Origin of the sequence: Oceanicola sp. 502str15, assembly GCF_024105635.1 — a bacterium.
Lineage (GTDB): Bacteria > Pseudomonadota > Alphaproteobacteria > Rhodobacterales > Rhodobacteraceae > Vannielia.
The window spans coordinates 3,530,612-3,555,610 of sequence record NZ_WYDQ01000001.1 but is presented as its reverse complement, the minus strand read 5'-3'; the positions used below and the strand labels follow the sequence as shown (position 1 = coordinate 3,555,610).

General features: G+C 69.4%; 27 protein-coding genes. 22 read left to right on the top strand and 5 right to left on the bottom strand.

Features of this window, described 5'->3' with window-relative positions:
- Positions 1 to 131 precede the first annotated feature (131 nt).
- The 3 genes from GTH22_RS17515 to GTH22_RS17505 all read left to right on the top strand — a co-directional run bounded on the left by GTH22_RS17515 (position 132) and on the right by GTH22_RS17505 (position 2,584).
- Positions 132 to 818 carry a response regulator transcription factor gene (locus GTH22_RS17515; protein ID WP_252946878.1) on the top strand — a complete coding sequence of 229 codons (687 nt, stop codon included), beginning with the start codon at positions 132 to 134 and terminating at the stop codon, positions 816 to 818.
- 247 nt (positions 819 to 1,065) lie between these two features.
- Positions 1,066 to 1,611 (top strand): murein L,D-transpeptidase family protein, encoded by a 546-nt coding sequence (locus GTH22_RS17510; RefSeq protein ID WP_252946877.1) that lies wholly within the window; start codon positions 1,066 to 1,068, stop codon positions 1,609 to 1,611.
- Between the two features lie 7 nt (positions 1,612 to 1,618).
- On the top strand, positions 1,619 to 2,584 hold the full coding sequence (locus GTH22_RS17505) for an alpha/beta fold hydrolase (RefSeq protein ID WP_252946876.1): 966 nt from the start codon (positions 1,619 to 1,621) through the stop codon (positions 2,582 to 2,584).
- Positions 2,585 to 2,602: 18 nt separating this feature from the next.
- Here GTH22_RS17505 and GTH22_RS17500 read toward each other — a convergent pair whose 3' ends face one another.
- The gene (locus GTH22_RS17500) at positions 2,603 to 3,571 is read right to left on the bottom strand and encodes a hypothetical protein (RefSeq protein WP_252946875.1); all 969 of its coding nucleotides are present in this window, start codon (positions 3,569 to 3,571) and stop codon (positions 2,603 to 2,605) included.
- A 93-nt stretch (positions 3,572 to 3,664) separates the two neighbouring features.
- Here GTH22_RS17500 and GTH22_RS17495 point away from each other — a divergent pair, with 93 nt between their 5' ends.
- Entirely contained in the window at positions 3,665 to 4,453 is a 789-nt protein-coding gene (locus tag GTH22_RS17495) for an exodeoxyribonuclease III (protein WP_252946874.1), read from the top strand.
- 143 nt (positions 4,454 to 4,596) lie between these two features.
- Here the strand turns inward: GTH22_RS17495 and GTH22_RS17490 are convergent, their stop codons facing one another.
- Positions 4,597 to 6,168, bottom strand: coding sequence for a hypothetical protein (locus GTH22_RS17490; RefSeq protein ID WP_252946873.1), 1,572 nt, complete (start codon positions 6,166 to 6,168; stop codon positions 4,597 to 4,599).
- A gap of 121 nt (positions 6,169 to 6,289) precedes the next feature.
- On the opposite strand from GTH22_RS17490, the gene rsfS reads away from it, so the two are divergent.
- From rsfS to GTH22_RS17445, 9 genes are all read left to right on the top strand, one after another.
- Positions 6,290 to 6,760, top strand: coding sequence for a ribosome silencing factor (gene rsfS, locus GTH22_RS17485; protein ID WP_252946872.1), 471 nt, complete (start codon positions 6,290 to 6,292; stop codon positions 6,758 to 6,760).
- A gap of 9 nt (positions 6,761 to 6,769) precedes the next feature.
- Positions 6,770 to 7,240, top strand: coding sequence for a 23S rRNA (pseudouridine(1915)-N(3))-methyltransferase RlmH (rlmH, locus tag GTH22_RS17480; RefSeq protein ID WP_252946871.1), 471 nt, complete (start codon positions 6,770 to 6,772; stop codon positions 7,238 to 7,240).
- Between the two features lie 242 nt (positions 7,241 to 7,482).
- Positions 7,483 to 8,994, top strand: a complete 1,512-nt coding sequence (gene gpmI, locus GTH22_RS17475) for a 2,3-bisphosphoglycerate-independent phosphoglycerate mutase (protein ID WP_252946870.1) — start codon at positions 7,483 to 7,485, stop codon at positions 8,992 to 8,994.
- A complete protein-coding gene (locus GTH22_RS17470) occupies positions 8,991 to 10,127 on the top strand; it encodes a murein hydrolase activator EnvC (RefSeq protein WP_252946869.1) in 1,137 nt (378 codons plus the stop codon). Before gpmI ends, GTH22_RS17470 begins: the two co-directional genes overlap by 4 nt.
- 4 nt (positions 10,128 to 10,131) lie before the next feature.
- Positions 10,132 to 11,499: a S41 family peptidase gene (locus GTH22_RS17465; RefSeq protein ID WP_252946868.1), complete on the top strand. Its 1,368-nt coding sequence runs from the start codon at positions 10,132 to 10,134 to the stop codon at positions 11,497 to 11,499.
- 108 nt (positions 11,500 to 11,607) lie between these two features.
- Positions 11,608 to 12,351, top strand: a complete 744-nt coding sequence (locus tag GTH22_RS17460; RefSeq protein ID WP_252946867.1) for an NYN domain-containing protein — start codon at positions 11,608 to 11,610, stop codon at positions 12,349 to 12,351.
- Positions 12,352 to 12,473: 122 nt separating this feature from the next.
- Positions 12,474 to 12,956, top strand: coding sequence for an RNA pyrophosphohydrolase (locus tag GTH22_RS17455; protein ID WP_252946866.1), 483 nt, complete (start codon positions 12,474 to 12,476; stop codon positions 12,954 to 12,956).
- Positions 12,953 to 13,450: a hypothetical protein gene (locus GTH22_RS17450; RefSeq protein ID WP_252946865.1), complete on the top strand. Its 498-nt coding sequence runs from the start codon at positions 12,953 to 12,955 to the stop codon at positions 13,448 to 13,450. Before GTH22_RS17455 ends, GTH22_RS17450 begins: the two co-directional genes overlap by 4 nt.
- 42 nt (positions 13,451 to 13,492) lie before the next feature.
- Positions 13,493 to 14,341, top strand: a complete 849-nt coding sequence (locus GTH22_RS17445; protein ID WP_252946863.1) for a class I SAM-dependent methyltransferase — start codon at positions 13,493 to 13,495, stop codon at positions 14,339 to 14,341.
- Between the two features lie 45 nt (positions 14,342 to 14,386).
- On the opposite strand, the gene GTH22_RS17440 is transcribed toward GTH22_RS17445, so the two are convergent.
- Positions 14,387 to 15,283 (bottom strand): phytanoyl-CoA dioxygenase family protein, encoded by an 897-nt coding sequence (locus GTH22_RS17440; protein ID WP_252946862.1) that lies wholly within the window; start codon positions 15,281 to 15,283, stop codon positions 14,387 to 14,389.
- A gap of 102 nt (positions 15,284 to 15,385) precedes the next feature.
- Here GTH22_RS17440 and GTH22_RS17435 point away from each other — a divergent pair, with 102 nt between their 5' ends.
- Complete coding sequence (locus tag GTH22_RS17435; protein WP_252946860.1) at positions 15,386 to 16,402, top strand: LacI family DNA-binding transcriptional regulator; 1,017 nt, start codon at positions 15,386 to 15,388, stop codon at positions 16,400 to 16,402.
- Here GTH22_RS17435 and GTH22_RS17430 read toward each other — a convergent pair.
- Positions 16,399 to 17,034, bottom strand: a complete 636-nt coding sequence (locus GTH22_RS17430) for a GDSL-type esterase/lipase family protein (RefSeq protein ID WP_252946858.1) — start codon at positions 17,032 to 17,034, stop codon at positions 16,399 to 16,401. The two genes, GTH22_RS17435 and GTH22_RS17430, sit on opposite strands and share 4 nt — an antisense overlap.
- Before the next feature lie 89 nt (positions 17,035 to 17,123).
- Here GTH22_RS17430 and GTH22_RS17425 point away from each other — a divergent pair, with 89 nt between their 5' ends.
- The 7 genes from GTH22_RS17425 to GTH22_RS17395 are packed head-to-tail and all read left to right on the top strand — an operon-like array spanning position 17,124 to position 22,190.
- Complete coding sequence (locus GTH22_RS17425; RefSeq protein ID WP_252946856.1) at positions 17,124 to 18,611, top strand: FAD-binding oxidoreductase; 1,488 nt, start codon at positions 17,124 to 17,126, stop codon at positions 18,609 to 18,611.
- Entirely contained in the window at positions 18,608 to 19,009 is a 402-nt protein-coding gene (locus GTH22_RS17420; protein WP_252946855.1) for a hypothetical protein, read from the top strand. The genes GTH22_RS17425 and GTH22_RS17420 overlap by 4 nt, the downstream gene beginning before the upstream one ends.
- Complete coding sequence (locus GTH22_RS17415) at positions 19,006 to 20,049, top strand: hypothetical protein (protein ID WP_252946854.1); 1,044 nt, start codon at positions 19,006 to 19,008, stop codon at positions 20,047 to 20,049. Before GTH22_RS17420 ends, GTH22_RS17415 begins: the two co-directional genes overlap by 4 nt.
- Positions 20,033 to 20,344, top strand: coding sequence for a hypothetical protein (locus tag GTH22_RS17410; protein WP_252946852.1), 312 nt, complete (start codon positions 20,033 to 20,035; stop codon positions 20,342 to 20,344). Before GTH22_RS17415 ends, GTH22_RS17410 begins: the two co-directional genes overlap by 17 nt.
- Positions 20,345 to 20,383: 39 nt before the next feature.
- Positions 20,384 to 21,301 carry a thioredoxin gene (gene trxA, locus GTH22_RS17405; RefSeq protein ID WP_252946851.1) on the top strand — a complete coding sequence of 306 codons (918 nt, stop codon included), beginning with the start codon at positions 20,384 to 20,386 and terminating at the stop codon, positions 21,299 to 21,301.
- A gap of 26 nt (positions 21,302 to 21,327) precedes the next feature.
- Positions 21,328 to 21,984 carry an LON peptidase substrate-binding domain-containing protein gene (locus tag GTH22_RS17400; RefSeq protein WP_252946850.1) on the top strand — a complete coding sequence of 219 codons (657 nt, stop codon included), beginning with the start codon at positions 21,328 to 21,330 and terminating at the stop codon, positions 21,982 to 21,984.
- Positions 21,981 to 22,190, top strand: coding sequence for a Trm112 family protein (locus GTH22_RS17395; protein WP_252946849.1), 210 nt, complete (start codon positions 21,981 to 21,983; stop codon positions 22,188 to 22,190). Before GTH22_RS17400 ends, GTH22_RS17395 begins: the two co-directional genes overlap by 4 nt.
- 89 nt (positions 22,191 to 22,279) lie before the next feature.
- Here the strand turns inward: GTH22_RS17395 and GTH22_RS17390 are convergent, their stop codons facing one another.
- Positions 22,280 to 23,539, bottom strand: coding sequence for a UbiH/UbiF/VisC/COQ6 family ubiquinone biosynthesis hydroxylase (locus tag GTH22_RS17390; RefSeq protein WP_252946848.1), 1,260 nt, complete (start codon positions 23,537 to 23,539; stop codon positions 22,280 to 22,282).
- A 44-nt stretch (positions 23,540 to 23,583) separates the two neighbouring features.
- On the opposite strand from GTH22_RS17390, the gene GTH22_RS17385 reads away from it, so the two are divergent.
- Positions 23,584 to 24,909 carry an amidase gene (locus GTH22_RS17385; RefSeq protein ID WP_252946847.1) on the top strand — a complete coding sequence of 442 codons (1,326 nt, stop codon included), beginning with the start codon at positions 23,584 to 23,586 and terminating at the stop codon, positions 24,907 to 24,909.
- The last annotated feature ends 90 nt before the right edge of the window (positions 24,910 to 24,999 follow it).

The window sequence follows — 24,999 nt, the reverse complement described above, 5'->3', positions numbered from 1 at the left end:
TAGTGGGTTTCTGTAGGAATATGAAACATTTCCGCCGCCCTGCACACGGTTGCGTGAGTGATTTGCAGCAAATCTTGTCGGACCCGTGCGCCGCTCACACATCCGAGAGGAACGAAGAAAGGAGGCTCACCATGGCCAACCTGAAGAAAATTCTTCTCGTCGATGATGACGAGGACCTGCGCGAGGCGCTGAGCGAGCAACTCGTGATGACCGAAGACTTCGATGTCTTCGAAGCCGGAGACGGCCACGGGGCAATGGAAAAGGCAAAGAACGCGATCTATGACCTCGTCATTCTCGACGTGGCCCTGCCCGATACCGACGGCCGCGAACTCTGCAAGCTGATGCGCAAGCAGGGGGTGAAATGCCCGATCCTGATGCTCACCGGCCAGGACAGCGACGCCGACACCATCCTCGGCCTCGATGCGGGCGCGAACGACTACGTGACCAAGCCCTTCAAGTTTCCGGTGCTGCTGGCCCGCATCCGCGCCCAGCTCCGCCAGCATGAGCAGAGCGAGGACGCTGTGTTCCAGCTCGGGCCCTATACCTTCAAGCCCGCGATGAAGATCCTTGTCGATGACGCCGAAAAGAAGATCCGGCTGACCGAGAAGGAGACCAACATCCTCAAGTTCCTCTACCGCGCCAGCGAGGGCGTGGTGCCGCGCGATATCCTGCTGCACGAGGTCTGGGGCTACAATGCGGGCGTGACGACCCACACGCTGGAGACCCACATCTACCGGCTGCGCCAGAAGATCGAACCGGATCCCTCCAATGCGCGTTTGCTTGTAACGGAAAGCGGCGGCTACCGGCTGGTCGCCTGACGATCCCTCCGTGGCCGGGGTTCTTGGCCACACCTCCCTGTTGGACTGGCCCGGGTTTGCGCCCGGGCCTTTTTTCATGTCCGGGCCGCAGCTGCCCGCCCCCGTGTGCCGCCCGTCCCGCCCTCTGCCCCACTCGCACCGTCATCCTCGGGCCTGACCCGAGGATCTCCCGCCACCAACCTCCACGCCCGGCCCCGAGGCCCACAGCGCTCTACACCCGCCGCGAGGCAGGTGCTAGAACCGGGGCATGAAACGGCTTCTCAGGATCGTGGCGGCGCTGGCCGTTCTGGCGCTCGGGGTGGTGGGCTACACCGCCGCCATGGCGCGTGTCGGCTCGGGCGAGGCGCCCGCCATGGCCCCGCCCGACCAGCAGGCCGATGCCATCCGCGTCGACAAGTCCGACCGGCGGCTGGAGCTGCTGCGCGCGGGCGGAGTGATTGCCAGCTACCGCATCAGCCTTGGTGCCGCTCCCGAGGGCCACAAGGCCCGCGAGGGCGATGAGCGCACCCCACAGGGCCGCTACGTGATCGACTGGCGCAACCCCAATTCCATCGCCCACCTGAGCCTGCACATCTCCTACCCCAACGCCGACGACAGCGCGCGGGCGGCACAGGCGGGCGTCAGCCCCGGCGGCGACATCATGATCCACGGCATCGCCAATGGCTGGGGCTGGATCGGCGGGCTGCACCGCCTGTGGGACTGGACCAACGGCTGCATCGCCGTGACCGATGCCGAGATGCGCGAAATCTGGTCGCGGGTGCCCGACGGCACCCCGATCACCATAGAAGAGTGAGGCAGCGATGGGCCGGTTCATCAGGGCTCTGCTGAAGGTCGTCGCCCTGCTGGTGGTGCTCGCCGTGGTGGCGCTTCTGGCCTTTCGCGGCATGGCCGCGCTGCGCGAAACCCAGACCGAGCCCCCGCCCGGCGGCGCGCTGATCCAGACCGCGATGGGCGCGGTGCATCTGCGCGAGGCGGGCCCGGTGGATGGCCCCCCGGTGCTGCTGGTGCATGGCTCTGTCGGCTGGTCGGCCTTCTGGGAGGACACCATCGCGGAACTCTCCGCAGCGGGCTACCGCGCCATTGCCCTCGACATGCCGCCCATGGGCTGGTCGGAGCGCGACGCGGAGGGCGATTATGGCCGCGAAAGGCAAGGTGAGCGGGTGCTGGCGCTGGTCGAGGCGCTGGAGGTCCAGCCGGTGCTGGTGGCCCATTCCTTCGGGGCCGGCGCTGCGGCGGAGGCCATGATGGCCGATCCGGGCGCCTTTGCCGGCTTCCTCGTGGTCGACGGCGCCATCGGGCTGGACAGCGAGGCCCGGGCCCTGCCCCTGCCGCTGCGGGCGGGAGCCATGCGCCAGCTCGCGGTCTCGGCTTCCGTCACCAACCCCTGGGCCATGCAGCCGATGCTGAAGGCCTTCCTCCACCGGAAGGACCGCGCCGCGCCCTACGTCGACACCCTCAACGCCCCGATGAAGCGGCAGGGCACCACCGCCGCCATCGCCGACTGGCTGCCGACCCTGATGATGCGCCCCGAAGGCGCGGCCTCGGTCACCGAAGCGGGCTGGCGCGGCCTGACCCTGCCCGTGGGCTTCATCTGGGGCGTCGAAGACACCGCCACGCCGCTGGCGCAGGGCGAGCGGCTGGCCGCGCTGGTGCCCGGCGCGCGCCTCTGGCCGCTGGAGGGGGTGGGCCACATCCCCCATATCGAAGACCCGGCGGCATTCGGGGCGGCGCTGCTCGAGGCGCTGGACTGGGTGCGCGAGAGGTAAGGCGGGACAAGTCCCGCCCTACGGCAGGAAACCGAGCGAGGGATCGGCGCAGATCTCGTCGACGCTCGGCCGCGCGCCCCGGCTGGCGGTGTGGCGGAAGAAGGCCACCATGTCGGGCAGCGCGTCGCCATAGGCCGCGATGGCGGCATCGAGGGCCTGCGCATCACCGCGAAACATGTCGAGCCCGATGCCTGTGCGAAACGCCTCCACGCCGCCCTCCTCGGGCGTGCGGAAAATGGCGGCAATCAGGCCCGGCAGGCGCGAGGTGGCCGAGTGGCGCGCGGCCAGCGCCCGGTCTTCCGCGGTTGGCTCGCCCAGGGCAGGGGCCGCGCGGCGCGCCTCGAAGTCGTATTCCACCATGGTCCGGACCCCGCGCAGCACCCGGATGAACCGCGCCTCCGCCGGTGTCGGATCGGGCCGGGCCAGCAGGGGCGCCACCACCCGCACCTCGCAGCCCGCCATCGCGGCGATGGACTCATCATAGAGCACCGGCACCGCGATGATCGCCATGGCATCCTGTGGCGTGACCCGGAAGAACTCCACCGGCGTGCCCGCCGAGATGAGCCGGAAGCCGGTATCGGTCGGCGCGAAGCCGGCCATCTGGAGGTAGCTGATGACGAAATTGGTATAGACCCGGTCCTGCGGCATCCCGAGGTGTTGGAGCGTCGAAGGCTCGATCGCCGCCGCCTCGTCGATCTCGAAATCCTCCAGCACCAGCTTGCCCCCCTCCACCCGCGCGCGGGCCGTGGCGGCCTGCACCGAGGGCGCGCAGATGCCGTCCCGGTCGCAGGCCTCGTGGTCGAGCGGCAGCGGATGGATGAACTCCAGCCGCATCTCCCCGCCCTCGAAGGTGAGCAGTACCGAGCGCGGCAGAACCGCCTCGTTCCAGAGATAGGTCGCCAGCAGAAAGCTGCCCTGCGGCGGCAGCTCGGCCCGCAGCGGCAGGGCGGCGAGGGTCAGGACAAGGGCGGCAAACAGCGTCTTCATGCGCCCGAGCCTGCCGTGGCAGGAGAGGGCTGGCAAGGGGTGGAAACCACGCGCCTGCCGGGCTATCGAGACGCCAGACCTCAGGAGGCGGGCATGGCATTTTCACTGGCGACATGGAACATCAACTCGGTGCGGCTGAGGGCCGACCTCGTGGCGCGGCTGATGCGCGAGGAAATGCCCGACGTGCTCTGCCTGCAGGAGTGCAAGAGCCCGGTCGACAAGATCCCGGTCGAGATCTTCAAGGCGCTCGGCTACACCCACATGGTCGCGCGCGGGCAGAAGGGCTACAACGGCGTGGCGATCCTGTCGAAGCTGCCGATCGAGGAGGTCGGCGCGGCGGATTACGCCAGGCTGGGCCACGCCCGCCACATCGCCGGACGGCTGGAGAACGGCGTGACCATCCACAACTTCTACGTCCCCGCCGGCGGCGACGTGCCCGACCGTGAGGTGAACGAGAAGTTCGGCCAGAAGCTCGACTACCTCGCCGAGATGCGCGACGCCTTCCACGCCGAAACACCCGAGAAGGCCATCCTCGTCGGCGATCTCAACATCGCCCCGCGCGAGGATGACGTCTGGGATCACAAGAAACTGCTGAAGATCGTCTCCCACACCCCCGTCGAGGTCGAGGCGCTCGGCGCCACCCAGGACGCCGGCAAATGGGTCGACATCACCCGCAAGGACATCCCCGAGGGGCTGCTCTACAGCTGGTGGAGCTACCGCGCCAAGGATTGGGACGAGGCCGACAAGGGCCGCCGCCTCGACCACGTCTGGGCCACCCCCGACATCGCCAACGCAGGCCACTCCAGCCGGGTGCTGCGCCCGGTGCGCGGCTGGGAAAAGCCCTCTGACCATGCGCCGGTCTTTGCGGAGTTCGACCTCTGAAAACCCCTGTCCGCGCGGGCGGCAGGCGGTGGTCTGGAGTATTTGCAGCAAGAAAATGAACAGGGCGCGACACGCAGCATTTTCTTGCGGAAAATACTCACTGAATCATGTCGTGCGCCGCAGGCGCGCAATTTGATTCCGGCTCAGTCGCGGCGGATCACCCCGGTCAGGGCGGCGGCGGCGAGGGCGGTGACGATCCAGCCGATGCCCTTGGCGATCCAGCGCAGCCACCAGCCCGCCCGGCCCAGCGGCGAGCGCGAGGTGGAGGGGGCCCAGGCGCTTTCCTGGCCGAAGTTCACCAGCGGAATGACCAGGTCGGCGGCATAGGCGAGCGCCGAAAAGGTTTCCCAGTCCTGCCCGGCCTGTCCCGGCTGGCTCCAGAAGGCGCCCGGCCCCTCGGGGTGGCTCTCGGTGGCGGCGATCCAGGGGGCGGAGGTGAGGATGGGCGCGGCGTTGGGCGTCATGTCGCCCGCCCGCCAGGTGGCCTGGTAGAAGGTCGCCAGCCCGAGGATGAGCAGCACCGCGAAGGCCACCGAGCGGCCCGGGCGGTAGCCGTAGCCGATGGTGAGGCGCAGGACCATGTCGGCCAGCCACATCGCCAGCCAGCGCGGCCCGTAGCCCGAGGTTTCGGCCCGCAGCCGCCGGTTCTCGGCCCGCAGCAGGCGCTCCTTCACCATCAGCACGGTCTGGGCATCGCTGCGGTGGCCCATCCGGCCGAGCACATGGGCCAGTTGCTCGTAGGGCTGCGCGTTGAAGTCCAGCCCCTCGGGCCGCCGCGCCAGCCAGCTCAGCCGCTCGGTCGGGCGGGTGTCGGCGTGGCGCGAAAAGTCGGAGTAGCGGAAGCCGTCGAGCCGCAGCGGGTAGCGCGCGCCCTGCCCCGAGGGTTCGTCCTTGAACCGCGCCACCTCGGCCCCGGCGAGGTTGACCACCCGGGCGATCTCGTTGGCCTGGAAGAACAGGATGCCCCCCACCCGCGCCCGCGCCAGCGACACGGCAATATCCGCCCCATGCTCTTCGGTCGCGCCAAAGGCCCTGTGGCCGAGCGGCTCGGCGGGCAGGTCGATGCTGCAATGGGTGATGAACACGTCATGGTCGACCCGGGCGGAGGAGAAGAACAGCATGCCGCGGCAGGTCAGCGCGGTCTCGCCCTCGGCATAGGGGTAGTTGCCCAGAAACACCGAGCCTTCCACCCGCAGCGAGGGCGCAAAGATCGCATCCTGCCCGCCGCCGTCGATCTCGGCGCCGCAGATCTGCAAATCGCCCGCGATCCGCGCCCCCGCAAGCCCGATCTCCCCCGCCACCCGGCTCTCGCCGCGGATGTAGACGGAGCCGGAGAAGCGGGCGTTGTCGGCGGTGATCGCGGCCACGTGGCAGCCCTGCAGGTGCAGCCCGCGCAGGCTGGCGTTGACCAGGTTCATCTCGCCCTCGACCCGGCAGGCGGAGAGGGTGATGTCCATGCTGCAATCGGTGCCCTGCAGATCGAGCGTGCCGGTGATCCGCGCGCCGCGCAGCCGCAGCCCCTTGGGGTTGAGCGGGTGCTCGTAGAGCCCCAGCAGCAGCTCGCGCAGCAGCGCCGCGCGCACGCTCACCGCCTCGCCCGCCTCGGCCCCCGGCAGCACCCCGTCGCCCAGCGTCACCCGCTCGGGCCCGGCGCAGGAGGCCAGCAGTTTCTCTTCCGCCGGGGAGAGCGGGGCGAAGGTTTGAAGCGCCGTCATGGGGCGACGTTGCCACCCCGGCGCAGGAGCGTAAAGCGGCGAAGCGCCCGGCGATGCGACGGCCCGGCCACATTGCGCAACCCTACGTCATGAAACATTGATGCAGCCCCGCCCCGATGCTATGTTTGCCACAGGCCCGGCGTCGGGGCTTTACAGGCGCGCAGCCACGGAGGACCAGCTCCTGTCTCACTCTTCGGAGGCCGCCGTTCAGCATACGGCAGGCAACGCCCCGCATCCGGGGGCACACAACAGCGACGCAGAGGGCAGCGCCCTGCTCGCACACATCCTTGCATCGCTGGAAGACGACAAGGCGGAAGAGATCGTCACGATCGACCTCGCCGGCAAGTCGACCATTGCCGACCACATGGTGATCTGCTCCGGCCGGTCGACCCGTCAGGTCGGTGCGATTTCCGAAAAGCTCGTGGATCGGCTGAAGCAGGCCTTCGGCACCATCTGCAAGATCGAGGGCAAGGATGCGGGCGATTGGGTGCTGATCGACACGGGCGATGTGATCGTCCACGTGTTCCGCCCCGAGGTGCGCGACTTCTATCAGCTCGAGAAAATGTGGCAGCCGGCGACAGCCACCGCCTGACGCCGCACCTTGAAGCTGACAATTCTCGCCATCGGGCGGCTTCGTGCCAGCCCGGAGAAATCCCTGATTGACGATTACCTGGATCGCGCCGGCAAGACCGGACGCGGCCTGGGGCTCGGCCCGGCCTCCGTGGTCGAGCTGGAAGACAAGCGCGGCGGCGGCAAACCCGCCGAGGCCGAGCTGCTGCGCCGCGCGGTTCCTGCGGGGGCCGTGGTGGTGGCGATGGACGAGCGCGGCAAGGTGATGAGCTCGCCCGCCTTCGCCGACCAGCTCGGCAAGTGGCGCGACACCGGCCGCCCCGAGGTGGTGCTGATGATCGGCGGCGCCGACGGGCTCGACCCGGCGCTGGTGGCCGAGGCCGACTTCACCCTCAGCTTCGGCAAGATGGTCTGGCCCCACATGCTGGCACGGGTGATGCTCTCCGAACAGCTCTACCGCGCCACAGCGATCCTTGCCGGCACGCCCTATCACCGGGTCTAGCGCGCGCCGTGCAGCGCCGTCCCGCGGGGTGGCGCAGGCAACAGCTCCGTCGGGCACTTTATGGTGCAGCAGTCATCTTGCAGTCGAGGGAGATGCTGCCCTCACCAAAGCGCCGCCCCGGTGGGGCGGGACGGCGCTGCACGGCGCCTTCGGCTTGATTCCGTGCAATGCCCACCCTCAGACCGTTCACCTCTTTCGAACCATAGGCTAAGACTCCCCGCAAAAGCCCAAGGAGCCGCCCCATGCCCAAACCCGTCGTTCTCTGCATTCTCGATGGCTGGGGCCTTGGCGATGGCGGCCCCGGCGATGCGCCTGCGCTGGCGAAAACCCCGAACATGGACCGGCTGCTCGCCACCTGCCCCCATGCCACCCTCACCACCTTCGGCCCCGATGTCGGCCTGCCCTCGGGCCAGATGGGCAACTCCGAGGTCGGCCATACCAACATCGGCGCGGGCCGCGTGGTGGCGATGGACCTCGGCCAGATCGACCTTGCCATCGAAGACGGCTCCTTTGCCGAGAACGAGGGGCTGGGCGCCTTCATCGCCGCGCTGAAGGCCTCGGGCGGCACCGCCCACCTCGCGGGTCTCGTCTCGCCCGGCGGGGTGCACAGCCACCAGTCCCACATGCTCGCCGCCGCCCGCGCCATCACCGCCGCCGGCGTGCCGGTCGCGATCCACGCCCTGACCGACGGGCGCGACGTGGCCCCCAAATCCGCCGACAGCTACATTGGCGAGACCGAAAAGAACCTGCCCGAGGGCGCCCGCTTCGTTACCGTCTCGGGCCGCTACTTCGCCATGGACCGCGACAACCGCTGGGACCGGGTGAGCCGCGCCTACGAGGCCATCGTCCACGGGCAGGGCGAGCGGGCCGAGAGCGCCGGGGCCACGGTTGCCGCCGCCTACGCCGAAGACAAGACCGACGAGTTCATCCTGCCCACCGTACTGCCCGGCTACGAGGGCATGAAGGACGGCGACGGGCTGTTCTTCCTCAACTTCCGCGCCGACCGCGCCCGCGAGATCCTGCGCGCCATCGGCGAGCCGGGCTTTGCCGAGTTCGACGCGGGCACCCGCCCCGAGCTGGCCGCGCTGCTCGGAATGGTGGAATACTCCGAGGGCCACAACGCCTACATGACCACCTGCTTCCCGCCGCGCGACATTGCCAACACGCTGGGCGCATGGATCGCCAAACAGGGGCTCACCCAGTTCCACATCGCGGAAACCGAGAAATACCCCCATGTCACCTTCTTCCTGAACGGCGGCAAGGAAGACCCGGAGCCGGGCGAAGACCGCTACATGCCGAAATCGCCCGATGTGGCCACCTATGACATGCAGCCCGAAATGAGCGCGCCCGAGGTCTCCGACCACCTCGTTGCGGCAATCGGCAAGGGCTATGACTTCATCGTGGTCAACTTCGCCAACCCCGACATGGTTGGCCATACCGGCGTGATCGAAGCCGCCGTGGCTGCCTGCGAGGCGGTCGATACCGGGCTGGGCCGTGCGCTCGATGCGCTCGAAGCGGCGGGCGGGGCGATCATCGTCACCGCCGACCACGGCAATTGCGACATGATGATTGACCCGGACACCGGCGGCCCCCACACCGCCCACACGCTCAACCCGGTGCCGGTGGTGATCTACGGCGCGCCCGAGGGGTCCAGAGTTTCGGAAGGGCGGCTGGCCGACCTCGCGCCAACGGTGCTCGACCTCATGGGCCTGCCCCAGCCGCCGGAAATGACCGGCAAGAGCCTGCTGCAATGATCCGCGCCGCGCTTCTCTCGCTTGCGCTCGCCGCCACCCCGGCCGCCGCCCAGCAGGCCGACCCGGCCAGCATCGCCGTCGAGGCGGCGTCGCTGCTCTCCAAGGCCGCCGCCGCGCTGCAAGAGGCCGAAACCCGTGCCGACCGGGTCGAGGCGCTCACCCGCACCGTCCGCGCCTATGAAACCGGGCTCACCGCCCTGCGCACCGGGCTGCGGCAGGCGGCGATCCGCGAGGGCGCGCTGCGCGCCACGCTGGAGGCGCGCGAGGGCGAGGTCAGCCGCCTGCTCGGCGTGCTCTCCACCATGGAGCGTTCGCCCGCCCCGCTGCTGCTGCTCCACCCCTCCGGCCCGGCGGGCACCGCCCGCGCCGCCATGACCCTCAGCGCCGTCACCCCCGGCCTTCAGGCCGAAGCGGCCGCCCTGCGCGACCAGGTCGAAGAGATCGCCCTGCTCCGGGTGCTGCAGGAAAGCGCCCGCGAAACCCTCGCCGACGGGCTGACCGGCGCGCAGGAGGCCCGCCTCGCCCTGACCCGCGCGATCGACGAGCGCACCGACCTGCCCCGCCGCTACGTCGAAGACCCGGCCCGCCTGCGCGAGTTGCTCGAAACCTCCGACACCCTCGCCGCCTTCGCTTCCGGCCTCTCCGACATGTCGGGCGCCTCCGCCCCCGAGAACGCCGGCTTCGAGGCCAGCCTCGGCACCCTGCCCCTGCCCGGCCCGGCCACCGTGATCCGCCGCTACAACGAGCCCGACGCCGCCGGCATCGCCCGCCCCGGCCTGCTGCTGGCACTCTACCCCGGCACCCTGCTCACCGCCCCGGCCGCCGCCACGATCCGCTACACCGGACCCCTTCTCGACTACGGAAACGTGATGATCCTTGAGCCCGCACCCGACACTCTGCTGGTGCTTGCCGGGATCGAAACTGTCTATGGTGAGCCTGGCCAGATCGTGGCCGCGGGCGCCCCACTCGGCCTGATGGGCGGGCAGACCCTCGGAACGACAGCCGGAGAATTTGCCGAAGGAGCCGCGCCGGAAGCTGGTGCAGACCGGAGCGAAACGCTTTATATGGAGCTCAGACAGGGCGAGGCCCCGGTGGATCCGACGCCGTGGTTCGCCGCTACCAAGGATGGATGATGGTATGAAGAAATTCATGATGGCCGCACTGGGCGGCACGCTGGCAGGGGTGCTGATAAGCACTCAGGTCGCAGGCCCCCTGATCGCTCAGGAAACCGACCGCAACGCCTCGATCTACGAACAGCTCGACCTGTTCGGCGACATCTTCGAGCGGATCCGCGCCCAATATGTCGAGGAAGTCGACGAGAAGGACCTGATCGAAGCGGCCATCAACGGCATGCTCACCTCGCTCGACCCCCACTCCTCCTACCTCTCCCCCGATGATGCCGCCGACATGCGCGTGCAGACTCGCGGCGAGTTCGGCGGCCTCGGCATCGAGGTGACGCAGGAAGAGGGCTTCGTGAAGGTCGTGTCGCCCATCGACGACACCCCCGCCGACGAGGCCGGCATCGAAGCGGGCGACTTCATCACCCATGTCGACGGCGAGTCGGTGCTCGGCCTCACGCTCGACGATGCGGTCGAGCTGATGCGCGGCCCGGTCGGCTCCGAGATCATCATCACCGTGGTCCGCGAAGGCGTCGACGAGCCCTTCGACGTGACCATCGTGCGCGACACCATCAAGCTCACCGCCGTGCGCACCCGCACCGAGGGCCACTCGGTCGTGCTGCGGATCACCACCTTCAACGACCAGACCTTCCCCAACCTCGAAGAGGGCCTGAAGAAGGCCGTCGAAGAGGCCGGCGGCATGGATGAGATCAACGGTATCGTGCTCGACCTGCGCAACAATCCCGGCGGGCTGCTGACCCAGGCGATCAAGGTCTCCGACGCCTTCCTCGACAAGGGCGAGATCGTCAGCACCCGGGGCCGTCAGGCCGCCGATGGCGACCGTTACAATGCCACCGCGGGCGATCTGGCCGAGGGCAAGCCGATCGTGCTGCTGATCAACGGCGGCTCTGCCTCGGCCTCCGAGATCGTCGCCGGTGCGCTTCAGGATCACCGCCGGGCCATCGTCGTGGGCACCAAGAGCTTCGGCAAGGGCTCGGTCCAGACCGTGATGCCGCTCAAGGGCGACGGCGCCATGCGCCTGACCACCGCGCGCTACTACACCCCCTCGGGCCGCTCGATCCAGGCGCTGGGCGTCTCGCCCGACATCGTGGTGCAGCAGCCCACGGTCGACCCGAACGCCGCGCCGGAGGAAGAGGAAGAACCCTCCGCCGCCGCCCGCCGCCGCTCCGAAGCCGACCTGCGCGGCGCGATCAGCAACGACAGCCTGAGCGAAGACGAGATCCGCCAGATCGAGGAAGAGCGCGCCGAGGCCGAGAAATCCGCCGAACTGCGCGAGGAAGACTACCAGCTCGCCTACGCCATCGACCTCCTGAAAGGCCTCCACGCACTGGAGCCCGCCGAGGCCGCCAAGGCCGCAGCCGAGTAAGGGCGCGCACAGCAGAAACACAAAAGGGCGGCCTCCGGGCCGCCCTTTTTCGTTCCGGCCCCCTGCCCTGCGCCAAGCTCAACAAATCCCTGCCGAATTTCCGCCAGAATGGCTTTGCATGCTGCCCGCATGTTTCACGAGTTCCTCCCCCTTGGCGGCCCCGCTCTCCTCAACGGCCCCGCCCCACAAACCGGCCCCGCCGCCCTGCTGATCGACGGCGACAACATCAGCCCCCGCCACGCCGAGGCCCTCCTCGCCGCCGCGCCCCGGCCCCAGGTCGCCCGCCTCTACGCCGACACCCCGCACGCCAAACCCTGGGAGGGCATCCACGCCCTCGACCTCAGGCAGACCGGCCCGGGCAAGAACGCCGCCGACATCCTCCTCGCCCTCGATGCGCTCGAACTCGCCCTGGCCCGCGGCTACCGGCACTTCACCCTCGCCAGCTCCGACGGCGACTTCTCCCACCTCGCCCGCCGCCTGCGCGAGCACCACTGCACCGTCACCGGCCTCGGCGAAGCCAAGGCCCCCGCCAGCTTCCGCAACGCCTGCACCCACTTCCACCTGCTGCCTGCCTGCCCCGCGCCGACTGGCCCGCAAGACCCCGACGCAACTCTGAACCTCAAGATCCGCGCCCTCATCAAGGCCGGCAGCACCGGCGCCTCAGGCATCCCCGTCGCCCAGCTCGGCGCCCAGATGTTCCAGCGCCACGGGCTGCGCGCCCGCGACCTCTCCGATCGATCCTGGCCCGCCTACCTCACCGCCCGCCCGGCCCTCTACACCATCACCAACCCCGGCCCCGACGCGATCGTCCGCTACCACCCCGAAGCCTTCCGCGCCCTCACGGCCCAGTAACCCCCCGCTCCATTTTCTTGCTGCAAATATCTCCGGGGGTGTGGGGGCTGGCCCCCCGCTCCGCCCCCTCCACACACGCCACCGCTATTGAATAACCCCCGCCCCTGCCCCTAACTCCCCCCATGACCATGGACCCCGACTCACTCCCCTACCGCCCCTGCGTGGGCGTCATGCTGCTCAACACCGAAGGCCAGGTCTTCACCGGCCAGCGGATCGACAGCGACATCCCCGCCTGGCAGATGCCCCAGGGCGGGCTCGACAAGGGCGAAGACCACCGCACCGCCGCCCTGCGCGAGCTGGAAGAAGAAACCGGGATCAGCCCCGCACGGGTCGAGATCCTCGCCGAAACCGCCGCGCCGGTGCGCTACGACCTGCCCCCCGAGCTGCTCGGCAAGGTCTGGAAGGGCCGGTATCGCGGGCAGGAACAGCATTGGGTGCTGATGCGTTTCCTCGGCGAAGACTCCGAGGTGAACCTTGCCACCGAACACCCCGAGTTCTCCAAGTGGCGCTGGCTGCCCGGCGCCGAGTTGGTGGCCAATATCGTGCCCTTCAAGCGCGCGGTCTACGAGGCCGTCGTCAAGGAATTCGAGGAGTATCTCCGATGAAGATCATCGCCGCCGCCCTGGCCCTCACCGCCGCCAGCCTCTCTGCCGTGCCCGCCGTGGCGCTCTCCTGCCTGCGGCCAGACCCGGTGCGCATCTACACCCAGGCCCGCGACGCCGAGGCCCGCTATCGCATCGTCCACGGCACCCTCACCGCGCAGGAAACCGTGCGCCGCAAGCGGCCCGCCCCCGGCAGCCAGGCCACGCCCAAGCCGGTGCGGGTGAAGGCCCGCCTGCAGGGCATGCAGCTTGGCCGGGGCGGCTTTGCCACCCCGATCGACACCCCCGTCACCGTCGTCCTCACCTGCGCCGCCTCGTGGTGCGGCGGCTGGCCGGGCGCCGGGCAGTTGCTGATGGCGGTGCAGGAAACTTCGGGCGGGCTGCGCGTCGAGTCGGACGCCTGCAGCAGCCAGATCTACAGCAAGCCCACCCGGGCCGACCTCGGCCGGGTGCTGACATGTCACAAGGGCGGGGCCTGCGCGACCGACATGCGCTGATCGTGCTTTTCCGCACACCCCGTCTCGTCTAGACGGGGTGTCATGGGACATAAAGTCGATACGCGGGCCATCGGGCTGGATGCGGGCCTGAGCTTCATGCGTTGGCTCACCGGGGCGGAAAATCTGCACTACGGGCTCTGGGATGGCCTGCCGGTGGCAGCCGAAAACCTCGGCGCGGCGCAGGCCGCCTATACCGAGAAGCTGTTTTCCTACCTCCCCCAAGGCCCCCTGCGCATTCTCGACATCGGCGGCGGCGCGGGCGAAACCGCCCGAAAGCTCATCGCCCTCGGCCATGACCTCGAAATCGTGGTGCCCTCCCCCTTCCTCGCCTCCCGCTGCCGCCAGAACGCCCCCGAGGCCCGCGTGCACCAATGCATGTTCGAGGATTTCCCCGGCGCGGGCGGCTTCGACCTCTGCCTGTTTTCCGAGAGTTTTCAGTATATTCCCCATGAGCTGGCGCTGAAGGAGGCCTTCGGCCTGCTCAAGCCCGGCGGCAAGGTGCTGATCGCCGACTGCTTCCGCTCCGAGCACTACCGGGGCGTCCAGCGCAGCCAGACCGTCGGCGGCGGCCACCGGCTCTCGGCCATGCGCGAAACCCTGGCCACCATGGGGCTGACGGTGGAGGCCGAGGAAGACATCACCGAGTCCGTCGCCCCCTCGATCGACCTCGAACAGGGGCTGTTCAACGTCATCGGCCATGCGGTCTGCCGGGTCGACGAGGAGCTGAAGGTCAAGCGCCGCAAGACCCGCTGGGCGCTGGCCTTCGCCATTCGGCGGATGATGAGCGAGCGCCGGCTGTTCCGCCTGAACGAGCGGCTCAACGAGCAGAAGCGCACCGCCGAGGTGTTCTGCCACTTCAACCGCTACATGATCTTCCGCCTGTCGAAGTAGCCGCAGGAGGGCGCACCGCCATGGCGCACCCTCCCGCCGTTCGGGTCAGCTCATCGCAAAGGCGCTCTTCTGCCCCGCCGTGGCCTGGGTCTTGAAGATCGAGGTGTTGTCAGGCGCGGGCGGCAGCGGCATGCGCACCGGCACGCTCTCCAGCCGCGGCTCCAGCACCGGCGCCCCCGTCACCACCCGGCTCTGGATGTCTTCCCAGAACTTCCGCTGCCCGAGGCTGTGGATGTAGCTCGAAGCGCCAAGGATCGGCCAGGCATCGGCGCGAGCCAGCTCGTAGAACAGGATCAGCCGGTTGCGGTCGCTCATGTTGGGCGCCGAGCCGTGCAGCGTGCGCACATGATGCACCGTCATGCTGCCTGCCTTGCCGGTGAGGGTCACCGCCTTGTCGAGGTCAAACGCCGGATCTTCCGGGCTGACCGCCCCGGCAAAGACCCCGTTCACATGGTGGCTCAGCACCGGCCCCTTGTGGCTGCCCGGAATCACCATCAGCGGCCCGTTCGCCGCATCGACATCGGCCAGCATCAGCCCGAAGGCGAGCAGGTCATCGTTGGTATGCGGGTAGAAGGCCCAGTCCTGATGCCACTCCACCGCCGCCCCGCCGCCCGGCGCCTTGGTGTTGAGCTTGGAGGTGTTGATGATCGTGTCCGGCCCGAGCAGGTCGTTCAGCACTTCGGTCACGCGGCTCTTGGTCAGGATCTCCCAGAAATAGGGGTTCTGCTTGTGCGGCAGCTTGATCCGGGTGAGGCGCGGGGTGTCTGCCGTATGGCCCTTGTCGAGATCGTAGCGCTCGTCGCTCTCGGTCAGCGGGCGGGCCTCGTCGATCATCTCGGCGGTGATCTGCTGCATCTTCGCCAGCTGATCCGGGTCCACCACATCCTCGACCATCAGATAGCCGTTCTCTTCGTAAAACTCTTTTTGCTCTTTCGTCAGCATTTCGCGCCTCCTCCGGGCCGTTCGACTCGCATGGTACCGATACCATAGCTTGCATGGTATCGGTACCACCGCTATTCCCGTGAGGTCAACACCGGAGCGGACATGCAGAAGAAATGGGTGACGATGGGCGACGTGGCCCGCGCGGCAGGCGTCGGCAAGATCACCGTCAGCCGGGCGCTCTCCACGCCCGACAAGGTCTCGCCGGACACCCGCGCAAAGGTGGCCGCCGCCGTGGCCGAGCTGGGCTATGTGCGCGACGACACCGCCGGGGCGCTCTCGTCGCAGCGCTCCCGCGTGGTGGGGGCCATCGTGTCGACCTTCGACCAGCCCACCTTCGCCTCCACCATCCGCGGCCTCTCCGAGGGGCTCACCGAGGGCGGGCTGCACCTGCTGCTCGGCACCACCCAATACGAGCCCGAAACCGAGGCCGGGCTGGTCGCCACCCTCATGGGCCGCCGCCCCGACGCGCTCATCCTCACCAGCTCCGAGCACACGCCCGAAACCCGCGACATGCTCACCCGCGCCCGGCTGCCCGTGGTCGAGCTCTGGGAGCTGCCCGAGCAGCCGATCTTTGCCGCGGTCGGCTTTTCCAACCGGGCGGCGGGGCGGGCGATCACCGCGCACCTGGCCGAGACGGGCCGCCGCAACATCGCCTTTCTCTCCACCGACCGCCCCCATGACACCCGCGCCCGGATGCGCGCCGAGGGCTACACCGAGGCGCTGCACCGGCATCTCCCCGGACAGGCCCCGCGCATCCTGCGCCTGCCGCCCCGCCCCGAGGCAACCGGCCCCGATTACGGCGCCGAGGGGCTGGCCCGCGTGCTGGCGCAATGGCCCGACACCGATGCCGTCGCCTGCGTGTCCGACGCGCTCGCCATCGGCTGCTACTGCGAGGCCACCCGCCGGGGCCTGTCGGTGCCCGGCCAACTCGCCGTGACCGGCTTTGGCGATGTGCCCGAGGTCGGGGCCTCCGGCATCGGCCTCACCACCATCCGCATCGACGGGCAGGCGATTGGCCGCAAGGCCGCCGCGCTGACCCTTGCCGCCACCTCCGGCGCGCCTCTGCCCGAAACCCGCATCGACATGGGCTTCACCCTCGCCCGCCGCGCCAGCAGCTAGGCGCCGCCCAGATGCGCCGCCATCGCGCGGCCCAGCGCAACGTGGTCCTCGGGCGCAAAGTGGATGCCATCCACCGCGCTCACCGAAATCACCGCCCCGGCATCGAAAAAGTCGATCCCCCGCACCGCCGCCAGCGCCCTCACCGCCGGGGCCAGCGCCGGACCGAGGGCCGCCGCCCCGGCAAATTCCGCCGTGAACAGCCCGGCCTCCACCGGCGGCGGCGGGGCAACCAGAGTGATCTTCATCCCCGGGCTGCGCGGCGCCTCCTCGGCGCTCGCCGCAATGTCGAGCAGCCCGGCCAGCCCGGCAGCGATCTTCTCGGCGCTCGGCGCGAACCGCGCCTTGCAGTCGTTCGTCCCCAGCATCAGCACCATCCGGTCGAGCGGGGCATGGCTCCGCAGCGCCATCCGCAGCGCCGGACGCGCGTTCATGAAGGCCCCCATCACCGGGTCGTCATGCTGCGTCGTGCGCCCCGGCAACCCCTCCTCGATCAGCTCCACATCGCCCAGCGCCGCCGCCATCACCCGCGGCCAGCGCACCTCGGGGCCAAAGCGGTCATACCCGCCCCGCACCGCCATCGGCGGGGTGCCGAAGGTGTTGCTATCGCCAAAACAGAGAATCCTTTGTGCCACGGTCGCCTCCTCACATTGCCGCCCCGGCAGCTTTTCCGTTTTCCCGCGCCGCGTCCACGGGCAGACTAGCGCAAAAGCGAGGACGAGTGATGGGCAAGCTGGGCCGGAGGGCTGTGGTGTTTGGCGCAGGTGCGGCGGCGGGCGTGGCCGGTGCCCGCTGGCTGAAAAGCGACGTGCCGGTGCTCGCAGGCACCCGCCCGCTGGGGCCCCAAGCCGCCGCCAACACCCTCAACGACGCGTCCGGCCTGTCGCAGACCCCCATCGCCAAGCACGTGATCCTCACCGACGACCCGGGCGAAAGCCTCGTTGCCGCGCTGCGGGCCGAGCTGAAGGAGGCCGCCGCAGCGGGCCGCCCGGTCAACCTCGGCGCGGCGCGCCACTCCATGGGCGGGCAGGCCATTCCGCGCGGCGGCACCGCCATCACCCATGACAACGCCCGCATCACCCTCGACAGCGCGGCCCGGCGCTACCTCGCCCCCGCCGGCGCCCGCTGGCATCAGGTCATCGCCCAGCTCGACCCGGTGGGCGCCAGCCCCGCCGTCATGCAATCCAACTCCGACTTCGGCCTTGCCGCCACCTTCTCGGTCAATGCCCACGGCTGGCCGGTGCCCTACGGCCCGATGGGCGCGACCGTGCACCGCCTCACCATGGTCCTGCCCGATGGCGAGCTGGTCAGCGCCAGCCGCAGCGAGAACGCCGAGCTTTTCGCCATGGCGATGGGCGGCTACGGGCTGATCGGCCTCATCACCGAGCTGGAGGTCGACATGGTCGACAACCAGCGCCTCCTGCCCAGCTTCACCCGGATGGAGGCCGAGGCCTTCGCCCCCGCCTTCCGCGCCGCCGTCGACGACCCCGAGGTTCCCATGGCCTATGGCCGCCTCAACGTGGGGCGCGAGGGCTTCATGTCGGAGGCGCTGCTCATCACCTACCGGGCCGACCCCGACAGCACCGAGATGCCGCCCGCCGCCTATGCCTCCGGCCTCACCTCCCGCGCGGCCGCCCGGCTCTACCGATGGCAGCTCGGCAACGAGCGGATGAAGCGCTTTCGCTGGTGGACAGAGGCCCGCTTTGCCCCGGTCATGGCCGGGGCCGCCACCCGCTCCGCCCTGATGAACGAGCCGGTCCTCACCCTCGATGACCGCGACGAACGCCGCACCGACATCCTGCACGAGTATTTCGTGCCCTTCGACCGCTTCTCCGACTTCCTCCGGGTCTGCCGCGAGGTGATCCCGGCCAGCTACCAGGAGTTTCTCAACGTCACCCTGCGCTTCGTCGATACTGACGGCGAAAGCTGGCTCTCCTACGCCCGCGTGCCCCGCATCGCCGCCGTCATGAGCTTTTCGCAGGAGATGACCGAGCGCGGCGAGGCCGACATGGCCCGCATGACCCGCGCCCTGATCGAGGGCATCAACCGCATCGGCGGGGCCTACTACCTGCCCTACCGCCCGCACGCCACGCTCGACCAGTTGCAAACCGCCTATCCCCGCGCCGCCGAATTCGCGGCACGCAAACGCGAGATCGACCCGGGGCTGCTGCTCCGGAACAACCTTTGGGACAGCTATCTGGGGCAGCTATGACAACACTCCGCATCATCGCCTTCGGCTATTTCTTCGCCCTGCTCGGGGCCGCCGCGCTCAACTACGTGCCTGGCATCACCGACAGCGAGGGCCTCGCCTTCGGCATCTTCGAGCTCGATATCTTCGATGACGCCCTGCACCTCGTCTCTGCCCTCTGGGCGCTCGGGGCCGCGCTCACCTCGCACCGGGCCAGCAAGATCTTCCTGCTGCTCTTCGGCGCGCTCTACCTTGCCGATGGCGCCATGGGCCTTGCCTTCGGCTCGGGCTACCTCGACATGGGTATCTTCACCAATGGCGTGCTCGATCTGCCCTTCGGCTTCAAGATCCTCGCCAACCTGCCCCACATCGGCCTCGGCGGCTTTGCCCTCTTCGCCGGCCTCGTGCTGGACCGCAAATGATCCGCTGGCTCTTGAAATGGGTCAAACGCCTGCTGCTGGTGGCGATCCTGCTGATCGCCGCGCTGCTGGCCCCGGTCGGCTACGTCGAGGTTGCCTGTCGCGGCGGCGAGACGGTGGCGAGCGACTACACTTCCTTGCTGCCCGAGGAGTGGCACCGCGCCGAGGGCCGCACCCTGATGACCTACCCCGAGTGGCACATCGTCCACGCCTATGACGACTACGGGCAGGTCATCACCGAGGCCGACCCGCATGACTTCGGCTATTTCCGCGCCGTCGGCGGCTTCTGGGGCTCGCTCTGTGCGCTGTCCGAGGCCTCCCCGCCCCATGGCGGCTTCGACTGGACCACCAAGCAGACGATCTACGTCATCGGCGTCAGCTTCACCGCCGAGCTGATGCTGAAGGCCGCCTATGAGGAAACCATCGGGCGCTTCTACACGTGGCGACGCGGGCCGGAGCATACGGTGCTCGATGATCTCTCCGCCCGGCAGGCCCGCGACTACGCCGCCTTCCTCCAGCAAACGCCGTGGTACAAATGGGACTTCAAGGCCGACATCGCCGAGCAGGCCGCCGCCTCCGAGGGCACCCCGCGCGACAACGAGCGGCGCCTCGCCCTCGGCCTCGAGTTCTCCGCCAAATCCGCCTATGCGGGCGTGATCGAGCAGGCCGTGGCCGGGGTCGGGGCCGATGCGCTGCGCCTGCGCATGGTGGTGCAGGCCGATCCCGCCGATATCGAAGGGCTGGACGGGGTGGAACTGGTCGAAACCCGCCCCGAGGGGCTGGTGCTCGAAACCCCGCGCTACCGGGCGCTGACCGGGCTGATGCAGGAGATGGCCGGTCGCGGAGTCGACTTCGTGGAGATCGCCGGAAACGACAACATCATGCTCACCGCCCTCGCCCCCGCCCCGCTCGACGGGGCGCTCTATGCCCGCACCCGGCAGGGCTACGGCGATACCCGCTCGCTGATGCTGATGAAGGTGGCCGATCTTGCCGCCTTCCTGCGCGAGAACGGTGACAGGGTGGAGCATGTCCACGATTATTAAGCGCCTCGCCCTCGCCTTGCCCCTGCTGCTGGTCGCATGGGTGGCAGTGATGGCCCTCGTCATGCGCTTTTCCGACGCCGCGCCCGCGGCGGTGGTGCTGCTGCCCGGCCCCGGCTTTCTGGCCGCGCTGCCCGGGGATGCGGCGATTGTCAGCCAGAACCGGGTGAGCCTGACCCTCAAGAGCAAGCAGCCCGATTTCGCCGCCCGCCTCTACCGCGCCGGGGCGCTTCTGGTGCTGCCCGCCGGGCTGACGGGCTGCCTTCCTCTGCCCGGTGCCCTTGCAAACAAGGGCTGAGTGCTCCATCTACCCGGGCAACAGCGAATGGAGACCCCAATGCTCGAACTCGGCCAAGGCAACACCGAAGCCCCCGCGGCAGACGATCTAATCAAGGACGTGAACGAAGCCGACTTCATGAAAGAGGTCATCGAGGCCTCGCAAGAGGTGCCGGTGATCGTCGATTTCTGGGCCACCTGGTGCGGCCCCTGCAAGACCCTCGGCCCCCAGCTCGAAGCCGCCGTCGCGGCGCAGAAGGGCCGGGTGAAGATGGCCAAGGTCGATGTCGACCGGAACCAGGCCATCGCCGGGCAGCTCCGCATCCAGTCGATCCCCACGGTCTACGCCTTCTGGCAGGGCCAGCCGGTCGATGGCTTTCAGGGCGCGCTGCCCGAGAGCCAGCTGAAGGAATTCGTCGAGAAGATCGCCGCCATGGGCCCCGAGGCCGATGGCGGGCTGGCCGATGCCATCGCCGCCGCCGAGGAGATGCTTGAAGAGGGCGCCGCTGCCGATGCCGCCGAGGTCTTCGCCGGCGTGCTCGAGGAAGAGGCCGAGAACCCGCAGGCCTACGGCGGGCTGATCCGCGCCTACCTCGCCGCCGGTCAGGCCGAGCAGGCCGAGGCGCTGCTGACCAATGCCCCCGCCTCGCTTGCCGGCAATGCCGAGCTGGAGGCCGCCCGCGCCCAGATCGAACTGCTGAAACAGGCCGAGAACGCAGGCCCCCTCGCCGAGCTGACCGCCGCCGTCGAGGCCGACCCCGACAATCACCAGGCCCGCTTCGACCTCGCCACCGCCCTCCAGGCGGCCGGCGACAGCGAGGGCGCCGTGGCCCAGCTTCTCGAACTCTTCCGCCGCGACCGCGAGTGGAACGAGGGCGCCGCCAAGGCCCAGCTCTTCACCATCTTCGACGCGCTCAAGCCGCAGGATCCGGTGGTGCTGGCCGGGCGTCGTAAACTCTCCTCGATGATATTTGCCTGACGGGCGGCGCGGCCTACCTCATGGCCATGATGCACACAGGCGATCTTCCCCAGACCATCCCGGTCTTCCCCCTGCCCGGGGCGCTGCTCCTGCCGCGCGCCCGGCTGCCGCTGCACATCTTCGAACCGCGCTACCTTGCGATGCTCGACGATGCGCTCAAGACACCGGGCCGGCTGATCGGCATGGTCCAGCCCTGCGAAGCCCCCAAGGGCTGCGGCTGCGGCCCGGGCCGGTTGCAGAAGATCGGTTGCGCCGGGCGGCTCACCGGGTTTTCCGAAACCGAGGATGGCCGTTACATGGTCACCCTCACCGGCATCTCGCGCTTCCGGATTCAGGAGGATCTTGAAGGGTTTACCCCCTACCGCAAGGTCAAACCCTGCTGGAAGGGCTTCGACCGCGACCTTGGCAAACCCGAGCACGACAGAGGCTTCGACCGCGAAGCCTTCATGCCCCAGCTCTGCAAGTATTTCGAGGCTCAGGGCCTGTCGACCGATTGGGAAAGCCTGGAGGAGGCCGACGACGAGCTGCTGATCAACTCGCTCTCCATGCTCTGTCCCTTCGAGGTGGAGGACAAGCAGGCGCTGCTGGAAGCGCCCTCGCTGGAAACCCGCCGCGAAACGCTGGTCACGCTGATCGAGTTCGCCCTGCGCAGCGGCGAAGACGGCGAGGAGCGGATACAATGAGCGCCGGCGAAACCGAGGTGCCCGCCGCCCATTCCGGCGTCGAGCGCCACGTGCTCGAGGCGCTGGTCTGCCCCGAGACCCAGGGCGTGCTGCGCTATGACGCCGAGGCCGGAGAGCTGATCTCCGAACGCGCCCGCCTCGCCTTCCCGATCCGCGACGGCATCCCGATCATGCTGGTCGACGAGGCCCGCAAACTGGACGAGTGAGCGATCGGTGGGTTGGCACCCACCCTACGGATCACTCCAGCCGCCCTGCGGGATGTAGGGTGGGTGCCAACCCACCACCCTGCACGCGCTTAAAGCGCCTTCCCCTGCAACAGCCGCGGCAAGTCCCCGGTCAGCCCCGCCGCCTCGCGGATGAACCGCTGCCGCAGCTCCGGCACCGCCGCCACCGCCGAAACGCCCAGGTCCCGTGCTGCGCGCAGCAGCGGATTGTCGTTCGAAAACAGCCGGTTGAAGCCATCGGTCGCCAGCGTCAGCGCGGTGCGGTCAAAGCTGCGCCACTGCCGGTGCCGCTCCAGCACCAGCGCCGCGCCCGGGTCTTCGCCGCGCCGCCGCGCCTCGGTCACAACCTCGGCCAGCGTCGCCACATCGCGCAGCCCCTGGTTCAGCCCCTGCCCGGCAATCGGATGAATCCCCTGCGCCGCATCGCCCACCAGCGCCACCCGCTCGGCCACGATGCGCTCGGCCACGGTGAGGGTGAGCGGATAGGCAAAGCGCACCCCCTCCAGCCGGATCTCGCCAAGAAAGTCGCCAAACACCGGCCGCAGCGCCTCCAGAAACGCCTCATCGCTCGCCTTCGCCAAGTCCTCGGCCCGGTCCCGCCGTTCCGACCAGACAATCGAGCTCCGCTCCCCCGGCAGCGGCAAAATCGCGAGCGGCCCGGTCGGCATGAAGAACTGATGCGCCACCCCGCCATGGGGCTTTTCATGGGCCACGGCGCAGGTCAGCGCGGTCTGGCCATAATCACTGTCGCGCCGCGCAATCCCGGCCCGCCGCGCCGTGGGCGAGCCGCGCCCGTCGGCCCCGGCCAGCAGCGCCGCCTTCAGCACCCGGCCCGAGCCCAGCGTCACCGCCACATGCCCCGGTGCCACCGCCTGCGCCACGATCTCCTCGCCCGCCAGCAGCTCCACGCCTTCGGCCTCTGCCAGCGCCGCCATCAGCGCGGGCCGCAGGTGGCGGTCTTCCAGCATGTAGCCCATCGGGCCTTCGTCGATCTCGCCCGCATCGAGGTGCAGCAAGCCGCCCAGCACACCCTCACCCGCGCGGCCATCACCGGTTTTCACATGCAGGATCGGCTGCGCCTTGTCTGCCACGGCGTCCCAGACACCCAGCGCCCTGAGCAGCCGCTGCGAGGCCAGCGCCAGCGCATAGGACCGCCCGTCGAAATCGGCCGCCACCTGCGCGCCCGCGGGCTGGCGATCCACCACCACCACCCGCGCCCCGCCCCGTGCAAGGGCCAGCGCCAGCGACGCCCCGGTGAGCGCCCCGCCTGCAATGATCACATCGGCATCAAACATGCGCCGGACTATGGCCCGCCGGGCGGGATTGTCCATGGGGCGCGGCGTCGCTACCGTCGCCGCAAACACGGGAGACGCATATGAACTGGCAGGGCAAATCGGCATCGGACCTCGGGCGGGCCATCGGGCGCGGCGAGATTTCACCGCGCGAGCTGACCGAGGCGATGCTGGCGGCAATCGACACCCATGCCTTCGGCCCCCGCATCTACGCCCGCACCACCCGCGCCCGCGCGCTGGCCGAGGCCGAGGCGGCGGAGGCCCGCGCCAAGGCCGCCACCCGGCGCGGGCTGCTCGATGGCGTGCCGATCTCGTGGAAAGACCTGTTCGACACCGCAGGCGTTGCCACCGAAAGCGGCTCGCGGCTGCTCGAAGGGCGCACACCCACGCGCGATGCCCTCGTGCTCGCTCGTGCTTCCGCCGCCGGGCTGGTCTGCCTCGGCAAGACCCACCAGACAGAGCTGGCCTTCTCCGGCCTCGGGCTCAACCCCGTCACCGCCTCGCCGCCCTGCGTGAACGACCACGAGGCGGTTTCGGGCGGCTCCTCCTCGGGCGCGGCAACCTCGGTGGCCTTCGGGCTGGCGGCGGCGGGCATCGGCTCGGACACCGGCGGCTCGGTGCGCACCCCCGCCGCCTGGAACGACCTCGTGGGGCTGAAAACCACCCTCGGCCGCCTGCCCGTGGAGGGCACCGTGCCGCTCTGCGCCAGCTTCGACACCATCGGCCCGCTCACCCGCACCGTCGAAGACGCCGCCGAACTGCTGGCGGTGATGGAGGCAGGCCGCGCCGCCGACCTGCGCGGGGCAACGCTGAAGGGCGCGCGCTTCATGGTGCTGCAAACCGTCGCGCTCGACGGGCTGGCAGGCCCGGTCGAGGCCGGGTTCAACAGCGCCGTCGAGCGGTTGCAGGCCGCCGGAGCGCTGGTGTCGCGCCGCGCCGTGCCTGAGGTGGCAGAGGCCATGGCGCTGGCCGGGCCGCTCTATGCGCCCGAGGCCTATGCCACATGGGAGGCCGAGATCGAGGCCGCGCCCGAAAAGATGTATCCCCCCGTGCTGGCCCGCTTCCGGGGCGGGCGCGAGGTGCTGGCGCGCGAGAACATCGCCGCATGGCAGGCGCTGCGCCGCCATCGCGCCGCATGGGCCGCGGCCACGGCGGGCCATGACGCCGTGCTCATCCCCTCGGTCGCCAACCTGCCGCCCAAACAGGCGGCCCTGCTGGCCGACGAAGCCCATTTCACCGAGCAGAATCTGCTTGCCCTGCGCAACACCCGCATCGGCAACCTGATGAACCTGCCCGCCCTCACCCTGCCCACCGGCCTGCCTTCCACCGGCATCATGCTGATGGGACAACCCATGGGCGAGGCGCGGCTGCTGCGGCTCGGAGCGGCGGCAGAACGGGCGCTGGCCTGAGCCGTTCCGGGCGTCGGGACAAGTCCCGACCTACGGCCATTCGCAACACGTTGACTCAAATGCCACAATTCGCGCCCGACAGGGACCGAT

What these genes read in the sequence shown, in the direction of transcription:
- GTH22_RS17515 (WP_252946878.1), top strand. Translation starts at nt 132, where the DNA reads ATGGCCAACCTGAAGAAAATTCTTCTCGTCGATGATGACGAGGACCTG.
- GTH22_RS17510 (WP_252946877.1), top strand. Translation starts at nt 1,066, where the DNA reads ATGAAACGGCTTCTCAGGATCGTGGCGGCGCTGGCCGTTCTGGCGCTC.
- GTH22_RS17505 (WP_252946876.1), top strand. Translation starts at nt 1,619, where the DNA reads ATGGGCCGGTTCATCAGGGCTCTGCTGAAGGTCGTCGCCCTGCTGGTG.
- GTH22_RS17500 (WP_252946875.1), bottom strand. Translation starts at nt 3,571, where the DNA reads ATGAAGACGCTGTTTGCCGCCCTTGTCCTGACCCTCGCCGCCCTGCCG.
- GTH22_RS17495 (WP_252946874.1), top strand. Translation starts at nt 3,665, where the DNA reads ATGGCATTTTCACTGGCGACATGGAACATCAACTCGGTGCGGCTGAGG.
- GTH22_RS17490 (WP_252946873.1), bottom strand. Translation starts at nt 6,168, where the DNA reads ATGACGGCGCTTCAAACCTTCGCCCCGCTCTCCCCGGCGGAAGAGAAA.
- rsfS (WP_252946872.1), top strand. Translation starts at nt 6,290, where the DNA reads ATGTTTGCCACAGGCCCGGCGTCGGGGCTTTACAGGCGCGCAGCCACG.
- gpmI (WP_252946870.1), top strand. Translation starts at nt 7,483, where the DNA reads ATGCCCAAACCCGTCGTTCTCTGCATTCTCGATGGCTGGGGCCTTGGC.
- GTH22_RS17470 (WP_252946869.1), top strand. Translation starts at nt 8,991, where the DNA reads ATGATCCGCGCCGCGCTTCTCTCGCTTGCGCTCGCCGCCACCCCGGCC.
- GTH22_RS17465 (WP_252946868.1), top strand. Translation starts at nt 10,132, where the DNA reads ATGAAGAAATTCATGATGGCCGCACTGGGCGGCACGCTGGCAGGGGTG.
- GTH22_RS17460 (WP_252946867.1), top strand. Translation starts at nt 11,608, where the DNA reads ATGGCTTTGCATGCTGCCCGCATGTTTCACGAGTTCCTCCCCCTTGGC.
- GTH22_RS17455 (WP_252946866.1), top strand. Translation starts at nt 12,474, where the DNA reads ATGACCATGGACCCCGACTCACTCCCCTACCGCCCCTGCGTGGGCGTC.
- GTH22_RS17450 (WP_252946865.1), top strand. Translation starts at nt 12,953, where the DNA reads ATGAAGATCATCGCCGCCGCCCTGGCCCTCACCGCCGCCAGCCTCTCT.
- GTH22_RS17445 (WP_252946863.1), top strand. Translation starts at nt 13,493, where the DNA reads ATGGGACATAAAGTCGATACGCGGGCCATCGGGCTGGATGCGGGCCTG.
- GTH22_RS17440 (WP_252946862.1), bottom strand. Translation starts at nt 15,283, where the DNA reads ATGCTGACGAAAGAGCAAAAAGAGTTTTACGAAGAGAACGGCTATCTG.
- GTH22_RS17435 (WP_252946860.1), top strand. Translation starts at nt 15,386, where the DNA reads ATGCAGAAGAAATGGGTGACGATGGGCGACGTGGCCCGCGCGGCAGGC.
- GTH22_RS17425 (WP_252946856.1), top strand. Translation starts at nt 17,124, where the DNA reads ATGGGCAAGCTGGGCCGGAGGGCTGTGGTGTTTGGCGCAGGTGCGGCG.
- GTH22_RS17420 (WP_252946855.1), top strand. Translation starts at nt 18,608, where the DNA reads ATGACAACACTCCGCATCATCGCCTTCGGCTATTTCTTCGCCCTGCTC.
- GTH22_RS17415 (WP_252946854.1), top strand. Translation starts at nt 19,006, where the DNA reads ATGATCCGCTGGCTCTTGAAATGGGTCAAACGCCTGCTGCTGGTGGCG.
- GTH22_RS17410 (WP_252946852.1), top strand. Translation starts at nt 20,033, where the DNA reads ATGTCCACGATTATTAAGCGCCTCGCCCTCGCCTTGCCCCTGCTGCTG.
- trxA (WP_252946851.1), top strand. Translation starts at nt 20,384, where the DNA reads ATGCTCGAACTCGGCCAAGGCAACACCGAAGCCCCCGCGGCAGACGAT.
- GTH22_RS17400 (WP_252946850.1), top strand. Translation starts at nt 21,328, where the DNA reads ATGATGCACACAGGCGATCTTCCCCAGACCATCCCGGTCTTCCCCCTG.
- GTH22_RS17395 (WP_252946849.1), top strand. Translation starts at nt 21,981, where the DNA reads ATGAGCGCCGGCGAAACCGAGGTGCCCGCCGCCCATTCCGGCGTCGAG.
- GTH22_RS17390 (WP_252946848.1), bottom strand. Translation starts at nt 23,539, where the DNA reads ATGGACAATCCCGCCCGGCGGGCCATAGTCCGGCGCATGTTTGATGCC.
- GTH22_RS17385 (WP_252946847.1), top strand. Translation starts at nt 23,584, where the DNA reads ATGAACTGGCAGGGCAAATCGGCATCGGACCTCGGGCGGGCCATCGGG.